The following is a 14977-nucleotide window of genomic DNA, read 5'->3' as shown; positions in this document are numbered from 1 at the left end:
CCGCAAAGTCCCTCCCCCAGAGGGGGTACCCCCAGCCTCGCGACGCCCGGCACGCTCCCCCCACTGCCTTAAGGGCGTGGGAGGTGCCCCCACTCGGCGTTCCGGACGAAAGCCCACGTACAACCAGTACGAGGACTTCCGCCCGGAACTCCTCCAGCCTCCGGCCGGGGGGACCCCCAGAGCGCGCACCGGACGCCGCGAGGCCCGTCCTCCGGGCGGACGACGGGACTTTGCGGACACGGCCTGGCAGCACACCGTTCGCGATGCGTCGTCATGGAGGCTTCGGACTCATGGTGCCCCTCAACCACCCCACGGACGAGGAACTCACCCGCAGGGCCCAGTCGGGCGACACCGGCGCCCTGGGACTTCTGCTGACACGCCATCAGGCGCCCATGCGCGCGGTCGCGTTGAGCCTGCTCGGCTACGGCCCCGACGCCGAGGACGCCGTACAGGATGCCGCCCTGACCGCGCTGCGGCGCATCGGCGACGTGCGGGAGCCCGCGGCCGTGGGGGCGTGGCTGCGGGCGATCGTACGGAACTCCGCGCGGATGCGGCTGCGGGCCAACCGGGAGCTGCCCGGACTCGACGGGCTGGAGCAGCTGCGGCTGCGCGACGACGAGCACCCCGAGCGGCTGATCGAGCAGCACGCGATGCGGGACTGGATCTGGGACGCGGTGGAGGAACTGCCGCAGCAGCAGCGGCTGGTGCTGATGCTGCGGCACTTCAGCGGGATCACCTCGTACCAGGACATCGCCGAGGCCTGCGAGGTGCCGGTCGGCACCGTGCGCAGCCGGCTCAACCAGGCCAGGGCGAAGATGGCCAAGGTGCTGCTGTCCACCCGGACGCAGGGCCACGAGGACGCCGCCGCGATCACCGAGGACAGCCGGCAGGAGGCCGAGGCCACGCTGGACGGCGCCATGCGCGGTCAACTGCCCTGCGAGATCCTGGAGTTGTGGCCCGCCGAGACCGAACTGGTCGGCGTCCTCAACAAGGAGGGCGGACGCGTCCATCCCTTCCCGGCCATGCGGGAGACCAGGACCAAGGGCGTGACCCAGCATCTGCGCCATGTCGTGGCCAGCCGCGACATCGCCATCTGGGAGATGGAGGCCATAAACCCCGCCGGGATCTCCAACCCCTGCCCGCCCAGCCTCGCCTGGCTGATGTTCCGGCAGGACGGGCGGGTGCGGAAGCTCCGGGTGGTCTTCCCGGGGACCCCGTCAGGCGGAGCGCAGCAGCCCTCGTAGCGCCGCCGTGTCGATGACCTGGGACCGGGACGGGAACACCTTCTCGACCAGCACCCGGTGGGTCTCGGCGTCGGGGTCGGCGACACCGTCGGACAGGACGAGGACGCGGTAGTCGCGGTCGGCGGCGTCCATGACGGTGGACAGGACGACACCGCTGGTGCTGATCCCGGCGAGCACCAGGGTGTCGATGCCCCGCTCGCCCAACTGCTGGTGGAGATCGGTGGTGGAGCCGGAGCCGTAGCGGATCTTGCGGACGACGACGTCGCCGTCCTCGGGGGTGAGGCGCTCGTCGATCTGGGTCGAGGCGTCCTCGTGGTGCAGCATCTTCGCCCCGGCGACCCCGCTGAAGGTCGGGTTGTGCTCGGGGACGGCCGTCCAGTCGTCCTCGGTGAAGGCGACGCGGACGTAGCCGATGGTGCCGCCGGCCGCGCGGACCTCGGCGATGGAGTCCTTGACCCGCTCGACGAGGGCGTCGGAGTCGGGTACGGCGGGGACGATCCCGTTCTGGAAGTCCATGACCAGCAGGGCGGTACGCGCGGGGTCGATCGTGGCGAGGGGGGTGGTGCTCACGTGAGGTTCTCCTTGGTGGGGTTTTCCGTATGTGCGGGGGAGTTGGTCGTGTCGCGGCCCATCAGCCGGCGGTCCAGGACGGTCAGCAGGAGGACCACGACGCCCGCCCCGACCAGGACGAGGCCGAGAATGTGCAGGCCGTGGTCGCTCGCGCCGTCGCGGAAGACGATTCCGCCGATCACGGCGGAGGTGATGGTGCCGAGGTAGCCGAAGGTGCGGAACAGCCCGGAGGCGGTGCCGATCTGGTCGGGCGGCGCGGCGAGGTAGAGGGCGGTCTGGTTGCCCACGGTCGTGGCGGCCGAGGTGACGCCGAAGATCAGCGAGACCAGCACGAGCGCGATCGCCGGGCTGTCCGAGGTGAGCAGCATGATCCCGGCCGAGCCGATCAGCATGGTCACCGCCGAGGCGATCAGCGGGCCGCGCACCAGATTGCGGCTGGCCAGCGGGCGCGAGAGCAGCGCGGAGACGGCGCCCATCGGCAGCAGCAGGAGTCCCGCCGTCACCGTGGAGTACCCGTGCGCGGCCTCCATCCACTGCGTCATGCCGTACATCACCGAGTAGGTGCCGAGCAGGGTGAGCCCCTGGCGCAGATAGGTGCGGGTGAGGGCGCCGTTGGCGGCGAGGCCGCGGAAGTCGAAGAACGGCGCGGTCCTGCGCAGCTCCCACCGGACGGTGGGGACGGCGGCCAGCGCGAAGACGGCGAGGGCGATCCAGTCGAGCCGGGGGAGGTCCATGAGGAAGATGACCAGCGCGCTCATCGTCACGGCGAAACCGAGGATGCCGGGCAGGTCGATCCGGTCGGCGACCCTGCGGAACCGCCGGTCCGCGCGGTCGAGCGCCGGGTCCTTGGGCAGCCAGCGCACCGCCATCACCATCGCCATCGCGGTGACCGGGATGTTGATCAGGAACGCCCAGCGCCAGCCGCCCGCACCGACCAGCAGCCCGCCGATCGGCGGCCCGACGGCGGCGGTGGCCATGCCCGCGATCGCGATCCCGCCGAGCACCCCGCCCGGCGGCCCGTCGAGACCGGCGTCCTCGGCGCGGCGCCGGATCAGCACCATCGCGCAGGGGAACGCGGCCGAGGTGCCGACACCGACCAGGACACGGGCGACCGTCAGCATCGCCAGGTTCTGGCCGAGGCCGCCGACGACACCGCCGAGCAGTACCAGCACGATCCCGGCCAGGAAGATCCGGCGCGCCCCGAGCACCTCCGCCAGCTTGCCCGCCGTGGGTTGCGCTATCGCGCTGGCCAGATACAGCGAGGAGACCAGTACGGCGGTGCTGCCCACCGAGACATGCAGCTCGGTGGCTATCGGCACCAGCGCGGTCGCGATGATGGAACTGTTGACCGGGTTCAGGATCGCGCCCACATAGAGCGGGGTCGTGAAGGTCCAGGAGAACGGCTTGCGCGCGAGATCGCGCGCCGCGGCGACGGCTTTGGCGGCGTCGGCGCTCATATGCGGCCGTCGTCCAGCTCGGCCCCGGCCAGACGCTCCAGCAGCTCGATGGCCTTGTCGACGTCCTTCCGCTCCTCCGGGGCGACCAGCTGGTCGATGGCCCTGGCCAGGAAGGTGGCGCGGCCCCGCAGCAGCTTGTCGATCAGCTCGGCGGCGGACGGATCGGCGCTCATCAGCTTTTTGCGGCCGTCCCGCGCGTCCGGCTCGCTGTGCACCAGCCCGGCGGCCTTCAGCACGGCCAGACTCTGCGCGATGGACTGCGCGCTGACCCGCTCCAGCGTGGCCAGCCGCGCCGCCGTGACCGGCCCCTCCCGTACGACGCTCCCCAGCACGGCGAGCTGCGTGGGCGTGAGACCGGTCGCGTGCTGCCCCGACTCCGTCCGCAGCCGTGCCCGCACCCGGATGATCGCGTCGCTGAGCCGCTGCGCGGTGGCGACGGTCGGCTCGGGGTTCGTGTTCATGACCCCACCGTAAAACTGCACAAGTAACTTTGCCAAGTTACTTGTGCAGTTTCGGCTGTCTGCTGGATCACACCCCCAGCCGCGCGGCGAAGAATCCGCTCAGCTTCTCGACGGCGGGCGTGACGTACTCGTTCCGGTCGTAGAGATCCACGTGCGAGGCACCCCCGATCCAGGCCAACTCCTTGTCCCCATAAGCCTTTTGATACGCCTCGACACTCATCCAGGAGGTCACGGCGGCCCGCCCGGCGATCAGCAGGACAGGGCGCGGCGCGATCAGGCCGAGGGAGGAGAACGCGTCGAAGCCGGCGATACGGTCGACGCTCGACCAGGTCAGGGACTTCGCCGAGCGGGGGTGCTGGGCGCGCGGAGTGCAGTAGTACTCCCAGCCCTCGTGGACATGCGGACCGCCCGCGCGCGCCTCCTCCTCGGTGGCGGGAAAGATCGGGAAGCGCTGGACGTCCGCACCACGGGCCTCCGCCGCCGCGGCCAGCAGGCCCCGTACGACGGCCGGATCCTGGCCGCCGTCCGCGCCGAGCCGGAACTGCCGCGAGATGTCCACGGCGCTCACCGTGGCCACGGCCCGGATACGCGGGTCGGTCGCGGTGGCCGCCAGGGCGTACCCACCGGAGGCACAGATGCCCAGCACCCCGATGCGCTCGGGGTCGACCCCGTCGAGAGTGCCGAGGTAGGAGACCGCCGCCTTCAGGTCCTCGACCCGCTGGCCGGGGTCCTCCAAGCCGCGCGGCTCACCCTCGCTCTCGCCCTGATACGCGGCGTCGAAGGCCAGCGTCACGAACCCCCGCTCGACCAGCCGCCGCGCGTACAACCCGGCCGCCTGCTCCTTCACCCCACCACCGGGATGACCGACCACGATCGCGGCCCGCGGAACCCCGTCCGGGCGGTACAGGTGACCGGCGAGCTTCAGGCCGGCACTGGGAAAGACGACATCACTACGCATGGGAGAGCACTCCAGTCGGAGAGAGGGGAAGCCGTTCTACGGCCATGCCCCCACCGTCGACCCGCCCGCCCCGGCGCCACCAGGGACGGCTCTGCCTATGCGGTTCTGTACCAGGCACGCACCCGCGGCCCCGACGACACTGGAGGCATGGCAGACCCCGACGCGTCCCTCTCCGGCAACGAACTGGGCGACTTCCTGCGCGCCCGCCGCGCGGAACGCGACCCGCACGAGGCGGGCTTCCCCGACGACGGCCGGCTGCGCCGCGTACCCGGGCTGCGCAGGGAGGAACTCGCCCATCTCGCGCACGTGAGCGTCGACTACGTGGTCCGCCTGGAACAGGGCCGCACCCGCCGGGGCTCCCGGGCTGTCCTGGACGCGCTCGCCGACGCCCTGCACCTCGCACCGGACGAGCGCGCCTACCTCTTCACCCTGGCCGAGGTCGCCCCCGGCCCGGCCGCCCGACCGGCCGGGCGACCCGAAGTGGCGCCCCGGCTACGGCAGTTGCTGGACACGATGCACGACGTCCCGGCGATGGTGCTGCACCGAGGCATGGACGTACTCGCCTGGAACCGCGCGGCCGGCGCACTCCTCACCGACTTCGGCGCGCTGCCCCCGGCCGAGCGCAACCTGATCCGGCTCACCTTCCTCGACGCCGACTTCCGGGCCCTGTACGCCGACTGGCCCCGCGCCGCCCGCGAGTGCGTCGCCGTCCTGCGCATGGAGGCGGGCCGCACCCCGCACGACCCCGCGCTGACCGCCCTCGTCGCCGAACTCGGCGCCCGCGACCCGGACTTCCGCACCTGGTGGGCCGGCCACCAGGTGCGCGGACCACGGCAGCTCACCAAGACGTACGTCCATCCGGTCGCCGGTGAACTCACCCTCGACGTCCAGCAGTTCACCGTCGACACCCACCCCGAGCAGCTGCTCGTCGCCTACACCGCGCCGCCGGACTCGGCCTCGCAGGAGGCGCTGCGGTTCCTGTTGCAGTGGGCGGGCCTCGCCGGCACGCAGGCGGGGTGAGCGGCGGGGTTCAGCCGCCGACCGGCGCGCCCGCCACCGCCGTACTGCCCGGGAGGGGCGTACGGGCGGGCCGTTCGGACAGGACGTCGAGGATGTTGTCGACCGCCAGGTCGACCATCGCGGCCCGGGTCGCCTCGGTGGCCGAGCCGATGTGGGGGAGTGCGATCACGTTCGGTTCGGCGACCAAGGGGGACAACTCCCGTCCCATCGGCTCGTGTTCGAAGACGTCGAGTCCGGCGGAGTGCAGGCGGCCCTCGCGGACCGCGTCGAGCAGGGCCTGCTCGACGACGACCCCGCCGCGCGAGGTGCTGACCAGTGTGGCCGTCGGCTTCATCGCGGCCAGCTCGCGGACCGAGATCAGATGGCGGGTCTCCTCGGTGAGCGGGACGTGCAGCGACACGACGTCGGCGTCGGCCAGCAGCGCGGCCAGGCCGACCGAGGTCGAGAGGTCGTCGTCGGGGGCGTACGGGTCGTGGTGGATCACGCGCATGCCGAAACCGTGGGCGCGACGGGCCACCGCGCGGCCGATCTGGCCGTAGCCGATCAGGCCGAGGGTGGCGCCGTGGACGTCCAGGCCGAGGTAGTCGTGCATCCGGAACAGTCCCCAGGAGCCCTCCGCGAGGCTCGCCCCGGCCGCGCCGAGCTTGCGGCGGGCGGCGAGGATCAGCGCGAAGGTGAGGTCGGCGGTGGTCTCCGCGAGCACGCGGGGCGTGTGGGTGACGACGATGCCGCGTTCGGCGGCCGCGGCCCGGTCGACGTTGTCGAAGCCCATGCTGGCGAGGGCGATCACGCGCAGAGAGGGGCCCGCCGCGTCCATCAGGGCGGCGTCCACCGGGTCGTTGCCGAGGGCCAGTACGCCGCTCACGCCGGGGGCGAGGGCCGCGAGGTCGGCCGGTCCGGGCTTGCCGGCACCGGGCCAGGCCACCAGTTCCGCGCTCTCGGAGAGACGGTCCAGACCTCGGCCGGGCAGGGTTTCACGGGTGGCGAGGACACGCTTCTTCATGTGCTTCTCCAGTGACGAGCCGCGTATTGCCGACCGGGCGAACGATTTCGCAGTGGTTGCGAAGTGGTTTCGAAGAAAGCTAGCCGCGGTGGTCACCGGAAACAAATAGCGGATTCTTGTGACGCTATTCGTCGTCGTTATTCTTGTCGCCCGCGATCAGTTCCAGGAAGAGATCGTGCACCGCCAGGGCCGGCTCCGAGAGCGGCTGATTGTCCGACGTGACCACGGACAGTTTGACCTGGATGACCGGGTCCACGATCCGCCGTACGGACAGGGCGCGGACATCGAGAATGGCGCGCGCCGCCGACCACGGCAGGACCGTCGCCCCGAGGCCCGCGTCCACCGCGTTGACCAGGGTCAGCGCCGACTCCACCTCGCCCACCACGTTCAGCCGCAGCGACGCCTGCTGGAAGGCCGCGTCCACCACCTGCCGGATCGTGTGGATCCGGCTGGGCAGCAGCAGCGGCAGGCTCGCCAGCTCCTCCAGGCGCACCTCGCCCTTCCCCTGCGGTGCCGCGTCACCGGGCGCCTCGATCAGGTAGAGGTCCTCGGTGCGCACCGGCTCGAACTGCACACCCCGCAGCGGCCCGGCGCCGTAGATGAACGCCATGTCCATCCGGCCGGTCATGATCGCCTCGCTGATCACCCCGCCGAAGTTCTCGTTGATGTGCAGCAGGATGTCCGGGTAGCGCTCGCGCACGCTCTTGAGCAGCGGCAGCGCGAGGGCCGCGCCCAGGCTGTACGGCGCGAGGCCCACCGACACGCTGCCCGCGGGGGCCCGGCCGGAGACGTCGACGGCCGCCTGCGCGAGGTCCACCTGCCGCAGGATGAGCTGAGCGTGCCGGTACAGCGCCCGGCCCGCCTCGGTCGGGGCGACCCCGCGCTTGCTGCGGATCAGCAACTGCTGCCCGAACTGCGCCTCAAGCGCGGACAGTTGCTGGCTCAGCGCCGGCTGGGCGATGTGCAGGATGTCGGCCGCGCGCGTGATGCTCCCCGCGTCGATGATCTTGATGAACGAGTAGAGACGTCTGGTGTCCATGCGCGGGGCCTTCCGGGTGGAGCGAAGCCTCATCGTAGGGAGGGATCACCCCGAAGCACAGCCCCGGCGGGTGGAGGCTGTGAGGGGAGTCATAGCGGTTCGCGATAACGCCAGACCGAACGGATATTGGCGATCACGCGACGCGCGGAATAAGTTGTGCGGAACATCCCGCCAGGAACATTCTCCGTTCCGGCGTCACGAAGACGTGATGGTATCTCCCTCCCAGGAATTCCCTTTCCCGGAGTTCCCCATTCCCGCATTCTCTCCCGGAGGACGTCATGACCCCCATGGTTGATCTCGTCGCCGATCTCGGCGAGGGATTCGGCGCCTACACAATGGGCGACGACGCGGCCCTTCTGGAGATGCTCACCTCCGCCAACGTCGCCTGCGGATTCCACGCCGGCGATCCCCGCATCATGGACGCGACCGTGCGGACCTGCGTCGAGAAGCAGGTCGCCGTGGGCGCCCACCCCAGCTTCCCCGACCTGGTCGGCTTCGGCCGCCGCGCGATGGATCTCACCCCGGAGGAGGTCCGTACCGACGTGCTCTACCAGATCGGCGCCCTCCAGGCCTTCGCCGTCGCCCACGGCACCCGGGTCCACCACGTGGCCCCGCACGGCCGCCTCGGCAACCTGGTCGCCGTACGAGCCGACTACGCCCGCGCCGTCGTGGACGCCGTGGCAGCCCTCGACGAATCGCTGATCGTCCTCGCGCAGGACGGCGAGCTGGCCGACGCGGCCCGCGCCCGGGGCCTGCGGGTCGGCATCGTGGGCATCGCCGACCGCGCCTACCGCGCCGACGGAACCCTCGTCCCGCGCTCCGAACCCGGCGCGGTGATCCACGACCCGGACGAGGTCGCCCGCCGCACCCTCCGCATGGTCACCGAGGGCGTCATCCGCAGCGTCGACGGCACGGACGTCCAAGTCGCCTGCGACACCGTCCTGTTGCACGGCGACAGCCCCGGCGCGATCGCCCTGGCCGGCCGCATCCGCGAGCAACTCCTCACCGCCGGAGTCGAGATCACTTCGCTCGACAAGGTCCTGACCGGCAAGGACGGTTGAGATGACCGGCAACGTCACCATCACCGACTGCGGCGACTCCGCCCTCGTCGCCAAGGCTGTGGGCCTCGACGCCGAACCCGCGTGGCAGCTCGTCCACGCCCTCGCCGACGCCCTGAACGCCGTCCGACTCACCGGCGTCCACGACGTGGTGCCCACCTACGACGCCCTGCTCGTCGAGTTCGACTGCGCGGCCACCGACCACGCCACCGTCCGCCGCGTCCTGGCCCACGAGGCGGCCCGCCTCGGCCCGCACCCCGCGCCCACCACACCCCCGCGCCGCTTCGTCGTCCCCGTCGTCTACGGCGGCGAGTACGGACCGGACCTGCCGGAGGTGGCCGCCCAACTCGGCCTGTCCGAGGGCGAGATCGTCGCCCTGCACTCCGGAACCGACCTCACCGTCCGCTGCCTCGGCGCACCCGCGGGCGCCCCGATGACGGACGGCCCGCCGTTCCCGAAACCCGTCCCACGGCTCGCCTCGCCCCGCACCCGCGTCGACGCCGGTTCGGTCGCCGTCGCCGGACGGCAGGCGGTCATCTGCCCGATGCCCTCGCCCGGCGGCTGGCCGCTCCTGGGCCGCACCCCGGTGCGCGTCCTCGACCTGCACAGCGACCCGATCACCGTGTACCGGCCCGGCGACACCTTCCGCTTCCGGCCCATCGAGCCCCAACAGTGGGACGAATACGCCGAGTTGAGCCTGGCGGACTGCCATGGCTGACACCCTCACCATCCGCACCGCCGGCCTCGTCACCGTGCAGGACCTCGGCCGCGTCGGCCGCTCCCGCTACGGCCTGCCCGCCAACGGAGCCGCCGACCAGCACTCGGCACGCGTCGCCAACGTCCTCTGCGGCAACGACGACCGCGCCCCGCTGCTGGAGATCACCGCCCTCGACTTCGCGTGCGTCCCCTCCGGCGACATCCTCATCGCGGTCACGGGCGCCCCCGCCGAGGTGAGCGTCGAAGGAGTCGTACGCCCCCAGTGGGAACCGCTCCCGGTCCGGGCCGGCGAAACCATCCGCGTCACCGGGATCAACCGGGGACTGCGCGTCTACCTCGCCGTACTCGGCTCGTTCGAGGCGGAGCGCCTCCAGGGCAGCTGCGCCCCCGACACGATCCTGGGCTTCGGCCCGCCGCTCCGCGCAGGCGACGAACTCGCCCTGCGCACCGCCTGTCCGCCCATAGACCACCCGTTCTCCCGCATCCCGCTGTTCCGCCTGAACGCGCCGGTCCCCCCGTTCCCCGCCAGCTGGACCATCGACGTCACCGACGGCCCCGACCGGGCCGAGTTCGGCGACACGGGCCGGCGCCTGTTCGACGCCCCCTTCACGGTCACCCCGCGAAGCAACCACATCGGCCTGCGCCTCCAAGGGGCGGTACCCCGCCGCGTCACGAAGGGCGAGGTCCTCTCCCGAGGCGTCCCCATCGGGGCCGTAGAAGTCCCCGCCGGCGACGAACTCCTCGTCCTGCACCGCGGCCGCGGCGTCACGGCCGGCTACCCCGTCCTCGCCGTGGTCACCGCCACCGGCCTCTCCGCCCTCGGCCAGGTCCGCCCCGGCCAGACCATCCACTTCCGCCACCGCACCCTCGACCAGGCCATCACGGCCCACCGAGCCCAACGCCAGGCGATAGACGCCCTGAGATCCAGGGTGCGCATGGCCTTCGAGGCCTTGCGCATCAGGGCCCCCGCGGACCTCTTCAACCCAGGCCAGCTGTAAAGGGGCGCGGGGTTTTGACCACCCGCACCTTTTCAACTCAGGCCGGCTTCAAAGAGGCGCGGGGTTTTGACCACCCGCACCTCTTCAACTCAGGCCGGCTTCAAAGGGGCGCGGGGAACTGCGCGCCCAGCCCCCACCGACCCGCACGCAAGACCGGACCGAAACCAACGCCCACAAAACCCACCCGCACTCCGCTCACCCACAGCAACACCAACACCCGCTCCCCGCCCACCCGCTGGAAGCACCCCGCACGGAGCCGCAACACCCCTCATCCCCGCCTGCTGCACAGACAGGAGACGCCATGAGTACCGTGGCCGCTCAACCCGTCCCCAACACGGTCGACCCCAGAACAGCCCGCAAGGTCACCCTCGCCGGCTGCGTAGGAATCTTCGCTGAGCTCTACGACAACGGCATCTTCGGCTTCATGGCCGGATCGCTCGCCGCCGTCTTCTTCCCGAACTCGGACAACGCGACCGCCGTCCAGTTCGTCTTCCTCGGCTACGCCGTCTCCTTCTTCTTCCGCCCCCTCGGCGCCGTCATCTGCGGCCACCTCGGCGACCGCATCGGACGCCAGCGGATGCTGGTCTTCGTCATCCTCCTGATCAGCGCCGCCACCGCGGCCATCGGCGTACTGCCGACCTACGCCAGCATCGGCGTCGCGGCCCCCGCCCTGCTGATCCTGCTCCGCGTGGCGCAGGGCTTCTCCGTCGGCGGCGAGGCCTCCGGCGCGATGAGCTTCCTCGCCGAGCACGCCCCGGAGGGCAAGCGCGGGCTCTACACCAGCTACGCGCAGATCGCCTCGTTCCTCGCCCTGCTCACCGGCACGCTCGTCGCCGCCGCGATGACCAGCGGACTCGGCTCCGCGCGCATGGAGTCCTGGGGCTGGCGCATCCCGTTCCTGCTCGCCGTGCCGCTCGGCATCGCCGGCATCTACATCCGCAAGCGCATCAGCGACACGCCCAACTTCACGCGCCTGAAGGAAGAGGACGGCCTCTCCAAGAACCCGCTCAAGGAGGCGTTCGCGTCCGCCGAGCACCGCCGCGCGATGCTGCTCGCCCTGTTCATCCCCCTGATGAACGGCTCCGGTTACTACGTCCTGTTCAGCTACATGCCCACCTTCATGAGCAGCGAGCTGAACTTCAGCAAGGTGCAGGGTCTCCTCGTCACCGCCTCCAGCCTGGTAGCGATCTGTATCGCCATCCCCTACATGGGCCGCCTCTCCGACCGCGTCGGCCGCAAGAAGGTCCTCGCCGGAGCCGCCGTCGCCATGGCGATCGTCGGCATCCCCTGTTACCTGCTGATCGGCACCGGAAACGTGGCCCTCGCCGTCATCGGCGCCTGCATCATGGCGGTGGTGTTCGCCGGCCACACAGGCGTCATCCACATACTCCTCGTCGAACTCTTCCCGACCCGTGTGCGCTACTCCGCCTACGGCCTCGGCTACAACGTCTCCTCCGCCCTCTTCGGCGGCACGGCCCCCCTGCTGATGACCTACCTCATCGCGCAGACGGGCAACGTCAACATGCCGGCCTTCTACGCCGTGATCACGGCCCTGGGCACCCTCCTCGCGGTGTCCAAGGTCAAGGACCGCGCCCACCTGCCGCTGCGCGACGCCTGACAGCCCCACGAACTCCCGGCACCCGCACGCCCGTTGCACCCCCCACCCCGCACAACAAGGAGCACCTCAGCATGCCCATCTCCGACTACAGGACGGCCCTCGTCACCGGAGCGTCGACCGGCATCGGAGCCGTGGTCGTCGAACGGCTCGCCAAGCGCGGCCTGGAGGTCCACGCCGTGGCCCGCAACGCCGACCGGCTCAACACCCTTGCCGACGAGACCGGTTGCGTCCCCCACGCCGTCGACATCACCGACACCGAGGCGCTCACCGCCGTCCTCGACGGCCTGGAGATCGACGTCCTCGTCAACAACGCGGGCGTCTCCCGCACCGGCAACATCCTCACCGCCGACGAGTTCGCCGTCGACGAGCAGATCGCCGTCAACATCCAGGCCGTCCTGCACCTGGTCCGTCTGCTGATGCCCGGCATGGTCGAGCGGGACCTCGGCCACATCGTCAACATCAGCTCCATCGCCGGGGTCTACAACTTCGGCGGCAACACGATCTACCACGCCACCAAGGCCGCCGTGCACACCCTCTCCCGCCAGCTCCGGGTCGACGGCTACGGCCGCCGGGTCCGCGTCAGCGAGATCTGCCCCGGCCGGGTGGAGACGGAGATCTTCGGCCGCCTCCTCGGTGACATGGAGGCCGCCCAGCGCGAGTACTACGACGGCTACGAGTCCCTGAAGCCCGAGGACATCGCCGACGCCATCGAGTTCGCCGTCGACGCGCCCCGGCACGTCAACATCGGCCACATCGAGATCCTGCCCACCTTCCAGGTGCCCGGCGGCCTCAACTTCGAGCGCAGGGAGGGCTGATCACATGAAGACGGCAGAACGGCTGCACCGCATCAAGCCCTCGCCGAGCACGGCGGCGGCCCAGCGCGTCCGCGAGCTGAAGAGCCAGGGCCTCACCATCCTTGACCTCACCGTGGGCGAGCCCGACTTCGACACCCCCGACCACGTCAAGGCCGCCGCGATCAAGGCCATCGAGGCGGGCGAGACCAAGTACACGCCGGTGAACGGCACTTCGGCCCTGCGCGCGGCGATCTCCGGCAAACTCCGCGAGCGTCACGGCCTGGAGGTCCCCGACTCCCGCATCACCGTCGGCGGCGGAGCCAAGCAGGTCATCTTCCTTGCCCTGATGGCCACTTTGGACGAGGGGGACGAGGTGATCGTCCCCGCCCCGTACTGGGTGTCGTACCCCGACATGGTCCGCGCCAACGACGGCACCCCGGTCATCGTCGACTGCCCCGAGGCGGACGGCTTCAAGCTGACCCCGGAGCGCCTCGCATCGGCCCTCACCGATCGCACCCGCTGGGTCGTCCTCAACACCCCGGGAAACCCCACCGGATCCGCCTACACCACCTCCGAACTCCGCGCCCTCGCCCAGGTGTTGCTGGCGCACCCGTACGTCGGCGTCCTCACCGACGAGATCTACGACGAGATCTGGTACGGCGACGAGGAGGCCCCGTCCCTCGCGGCCGTCGAACCGGCCCTGGCCGACCGGGTGTTCCTCACCAACGGTGTCTCCAAGACGTACGCGATGACGGGCTGGCGCATCGGCTACGGCGTCGGTCCGGCGGACCTGGTCACCGCGATCAACACCCTCCAGTCGCAGACCTCTTCGTGCCCCTCCTCGGTGAGCCAGGCCGCCGCTGCCGCCGCACTCACCGGACCGCAGGACTTCGTCCGGGACACCGTGCGGGTCTACCGCGCCCGCCGCGACGAGACCGTCAAGCTCATCAACGACGTGCCCCTCCTCAGCTGCACCGTCCCGGACGGCGGCTTCTACCTTCTGGTCAACTGCCGTTCGGCGATAGGGCAGTTCACGCCCGCCGGCACGCGCATCGAGAACGACGAGGACTTCGCCCTGCACCTCCTCGACAGCCGGCAGGTGGCGGTGATCCACGGAGCCGCGTACGGCGCGCCCGGCTACTTCCGTATCTCCTTCGCCACCTCGACGGACGTCCTCACCGAGGCGTGCGAGCGCATCGCGACGGCGTGTGCCGAACTGACGTCCACCGCCCCCTCCGCCTGAAAGGTCATCATGATCCGCGTCAGCACGAAGTTCGACCGGCCGGACGACGCCCTGGTCAAGCAGCTGAGCGCCTTCTCCTCGGCCACGATCCACGAGGCGCAGGGCCGCCTCGGGGCACTGGACTCGGCCATCAAGCCGGTCGACCACACGATGTCCCTGTGCGGCCCGGCCTTCACGGTCCAGTGCGCCCCGCGCGACAACCTCATGCTCCAGACCGCCATCGCCTACGCCCGCCCCGGCGACGTAGTGGTGGTATCCGCCGGCAACTACGAGGAGGCGGGCTCCTTCGGCGACGTCCTCGCCAACGCCTGCCAGTCCAAGGGCCTCGCCGGTCTGATCACCGACACCGGCGTCCGCGACACCGAGGACCTGCGCGCCCTGGGCTTCCCGGTGTTCTCCCGCAGCGTCTCCATCAAGGGCACGGTCAAGGAGACCGTCGGCCCCATGTGCGAACCGATCACCGTCGGCGGCGTACTCGTCCGCCCCGGCGACATCATGCGCGCCGACGCGGACGGCGTGGTCGTGGTCCGCCGCGAGGACGCCGCCGAGGCGGCCGCTGCCTCACAGGAACGGGTCGACGCCGAGGCGGGCTTCATCGCCGCGTACCGCGCGGGCAAAACGGTGATCGAGATGTGCGGCCTCGCCCCGGTACTGGCGGCGAAGGGCCTGGTCATCGAGGAGTAGGACCGGTCCGTCGTGTGATGCTCTGCGGCCTGCGGCCTGCGGCCTGCGGCCTGCGGCCTGCGGCCTGCGGCCTGCGGCCTGCGGCCTGCGGCCTGCGGCCTGCGGCCTGCGGC

General features: G+C 71.0%; 15 protein-coding genes. 9 read left to right on the top strand and 6 right to left on the bottom strand.

The window, feature by feature from the left end; genetic code table 11:
* Positions 1-290: 290 nt before the first annotated feature.
* Complete coding sequence (locus SSP08S_RS48250; RefSeq protein WP_019074853.1) at positions 291-1244, top strand: RNA polymerase sigma factor; 954 nt, start codon at positions 291-293, stop codon at positions 1242-1244.
* Here the strand turns inward: SSP08S_RS48250 and SSP08S_RS48245 are convergent.
* The 4 genes from SSP08S_RS48245 to SSP08S_RS48230 all read right to left on the bottom strand — a co-directional run bounded on the left by SSP08S_RS48245 (position 1218) and on the right by SSP08S_RS48230 (position 4690).
* Positions 1218-1814 (bottom strand): cysteine hydrolase family protein, encoded by a 597-nt coding sequence (locus SSP08S_RS48245; protein WP_019074852.1) that lies wholly within the window; start codon positions 1812-1814, stop codon positions 1218-1220. The genes SSP08S_RS48250 and SSP08S_RS48245 overlap by 27 nt on opposite strands.
* Positions 1811-3271 carry an MFS transporter gene (locus SSP08S_RS48240; RefSeq protein ID WP_019074851.1) on the bottom strand — a complete coding sequence of 487 codons (1461 nt, stop codon included), beginning with the start codon at positions 3269-3271 and terminating at the stop codon, positions 1811-1813. The genes SSP08S_RS48245 and SSP08S_RS48240 overlap by 4 nt, the downstream gene beginning before the upstream one ends.
* Entirely contained in the window at positions 3268-3732 is a 465-nt protein-coding gene (locus tag SSP08S_RS48235; protein ID WP_019074850.1) for a MarR family winged helix-turn-helix transcriptional regulator, read from the bottom strand. Before SSP08S_RS48235 ends, SSP08S_RS48240 begins: the two co-directional genes overlap by 4 nt.
* Positions 3733-3799: 67 nt before the next feature.
* On the bottom strand, positions 3800-4690 hold the full coding sequence (locus SSP08S_RS48230) for an alpha/beta hydrolase (protein WP_019074849.1): 891 nt from the start codon (positions 4688-4690) through the stop codon (positions 3800-3802).
* A 147-nt stretch (positions 4691-4837) separates the two neighbouring features.
* Here SSP08S_RS48230 and SSP08S_RS48225 point away from each other — a divergent pair, with 147 nt between their 5' ends.
* Entirely contained in the window at positions 4838-5710 is an 873-nt protein-coding gene (locus SSP08S_RS48225; protein WP_019074848.1) for a helix-turn-helix transcriptional regulator, read from the top strand.
* A gap of 10 nt (positions 5711-5720) precedes the next feature.
* On the opposite strand, the gene SSP08S_RS48220 is transcribed toward SSP08S_RS48225, so the two are convergent.
* Together SSP08S_RS48220 and nac are read right to left on the bottom strand one after the other, a co-directional pair.
* Positions 5721-6713, bottom strand: a complete 993-nt coding sequence (locus SSP08S_RS48220) for a 2-hydroxyacid dehydrogenase (protein ID WP_019074847.1) — start codon at positions 6711-6713, stop codon at positions 5721-5723.
* Between the two features lie 124 nt (positions 6714-6837).
* The gene (gene nac / locus SSP08S_RS48215; RefSeq protein WP_019074846.1) at positions 6838-7752 is read right to left on the bottom strand and encodes a nitrogen assimilation transcriptional regulator NAC; all 915 of its coding nucleotides are present in this window, start codon (positions 7750-7752) and stop codon (positions 6838-6840) included.
* Positions 7753-8030: 278 nt separating this feature from the next.
* Here nac and SSP08S_RS48210 point away from each other — a divergent pair, with 278 nt between their 5' ends.
* The 7 genes from SSP08S_RS48210 to SSP08S_RS48175 all read left to right on the top strand — a co-directional run bounded on the left by SSP08S_RS48210 (position 8031) and on the right by SSP08S_RS48175 (position 14864).
* Positions 8031-8813, top strand: a complete 783-nt coding sequence (locus SSP08S_RS48210) for a LamB/YcsF family protein (RefSeq protein ID WP_019074845.1) — start codon at positions 8031-8033, stop codon at positions 8811-8813.
* Between the two features lies 1 nt (position 8814).
* Positions 8815-9528: a 5-oxoprolinase subunit B family protein gene (locus SSP08S_RS48205; protein ID WP_019074844.1), complete on the top strand. Its 714-nt coding sequence runs from the start codon at positions 8815-8817 to the stop codon at positions 9526-9528.
* Entirely contained in the window at positions 9521-10525 is a 1005-nt protein-coding gene (locus tag SSP08S_RS48200; protein ID WP_019074843.1) for a 5-oxoprolinase subunit C family protein, read from the top strand. The genes SSP08S_RS48205 and SSP08S_RS48200 overlap by 8 nt, the downstream gene beginning before the upstream one ends.
* Positions 10526-10826: 301 nt before the next feature.
* Positions 10827-12143 carry an MFS transporter gene (locus SSP08S_RS48190; protein ID WP_019074842.1) on the top strand — a complete coding sequence of 439 codons (1317 nt, stop codon included), beginning with the start codon at positions 10827-10829 and terminating at the stop codon, positions 12141-12143.
* Positions 12144-12214: 71 nt separating this feature from the next.
* Entirely contained in the window at positions 12215-12958 is a 744-nt protein-coding gene (locus tag SSP08S_RS48185; protein ID WP_019074841.1) for an SDR family oxidoreductase, read from the top strand.
* Positions 12959-12962: 4 nt separating this feature from the next.
* Positions 12963-14180: an aspartate transaminase gene (locus tag SSP08S_RS48180; RefSeq protein WP_019074840.1), complete on the top strand. Its 1218-nt coding sequence runs from the start codon at positions 12963-12965 to the stop codon at positions 14178-14180.
* Between the two features lie 9 nt (positions 14181-14189).
* Positions 14190-14864 carry a 4-carboxy-4-hydroxy-2-oxoadipate aldolase/oxaloacetate decarboxylase gene (locus SSP08S_RS48175; RefSeq protein ID WP_019074839.1) on the top strand — a complete coding sequence of 225 codons (675 nt, stop codon included), beginning with the start codon at positions 14190-14192 and terminating at the stop codon, positions 14862-14864.
* The last annotated feature ends 113 nt before the right edge of the window (positions 14865-14977 follow it).

Source organism: Streptomyces hokutonensis (assembly GCF_000376565.1).
In the GTDB taxonomy this organism is placed as follows: Bacteria; Actinomycetota; Actinomycetes; order Streptomycetales; family Streptomycetaceae; genus Streptomyces; species Streptomyces hokutonensis.
This window is presented reverse-complemented; position numbering and strand designations above follow the sequence as displayed.

Excerpts from the sequence above, each read along its gene's own strand:
- SSP08S_RS48225 (WP_019074848.1), top strand. The coding sequence starts at position 4,838 with ATGGCAGACCCCGACGCGTCCCTCTCCGGCAACGAACTGGGCGACTTC.
- SSP08S_RS48235 (WP_019074850.1), bottom strand. The coding sequence starts at position 3,732 with ATGAACACGAACCCCGAGCCGACCGTCGCCACCGCGCAGCGGCTCAGC.
- SSP08S_RS48250 (WP_019074853.1), top strand. The coding sequence starts at position 291 with ATGGTGCCCCTCAACCACCCCACGGACGAGGAACTCACCCGCAGGGCC.
- SSP08S_RS48220 (WP_019074847.1), bottom strand. The coding sequence starts at position 6,713 with ATGAAGAAGCGTGTCCTCGCCACCCGTGAAACCCTGCCCGGCCGAGGT.
- SSP08S_RS48180 (WP_019074840.1), top strand. The coding sequence starts at position 12,963 with ATGAAGACGGCAGAACGGCTGCACCGCATCAAGCCCTCGCCGAGCACG.
- SSP08S_RS48175 (WP_019074839.1), top strand. The coding sequence starts at position 14,190 with ATGATCCGCGTCAGCACGAAGTTCGACCGGCCGGACGACGCCCTGGTC.
- SSP08S_RS48200 (WP_019074843.1), top strand. The coding sequence starts at position 9,521 with ATGGCTGACACCCTCACCATCCGCACCGCCGGCCTCGTCACCGTGCAG.
- SSP08S_RS48230 (WP_019074849.1), bottom strand. The coding sequence starts at position 4,690 with ATGCGTAGTGATGTCGTCTTTCCCAGTGCCGGCCTGAAGCTCGCCGGT.
- SSP08S_RS48185 (WP_019074841.1), top strand. The coding sequence starts at position 12,215 with ATGCCCATCTCCGACTACAGGACGGCCCTCGTCACCGGAGCGTCGACC.
- SSP08S_RS48210 (WP_019074845.1), top strand. The coding sequence starts at position 8,031 with ATGACCCCCATGGTTGATCTCGTCGCCGATCTCGGCGAGGGATTCGGC.
- SSP08S_RS48205 (WP_019074844.1), top strand. The coding sequence starts at position 8,815 with ATGACCGGCAACGTCACCATCACCGACTGCGGCGACTCCGCCCTCGTC.
- SSP08S_RS48240 (WP_019074851.1), bottom strand. The coding sequence starts at position 3,271 with ATGAGCGCCGACGCCGCCAAAGCCGTCGCCGCGGCGCGCGATCTCGCG.
- SSP08S_RS48190 (WP_019074842.1), top strand. The coding sequence starts at position 10,827 with ATGAGTACCGTGGCCGCTCAACCCGTCCCCAACACGGTCGACCCCAGA.
- nac (WP_019074846.1), bottom strand. The coding sequence starts at position 7,752 with ATGGACACCAGACGTCTCTACTCGTTCATCAAGATCATCGACGCGGGG.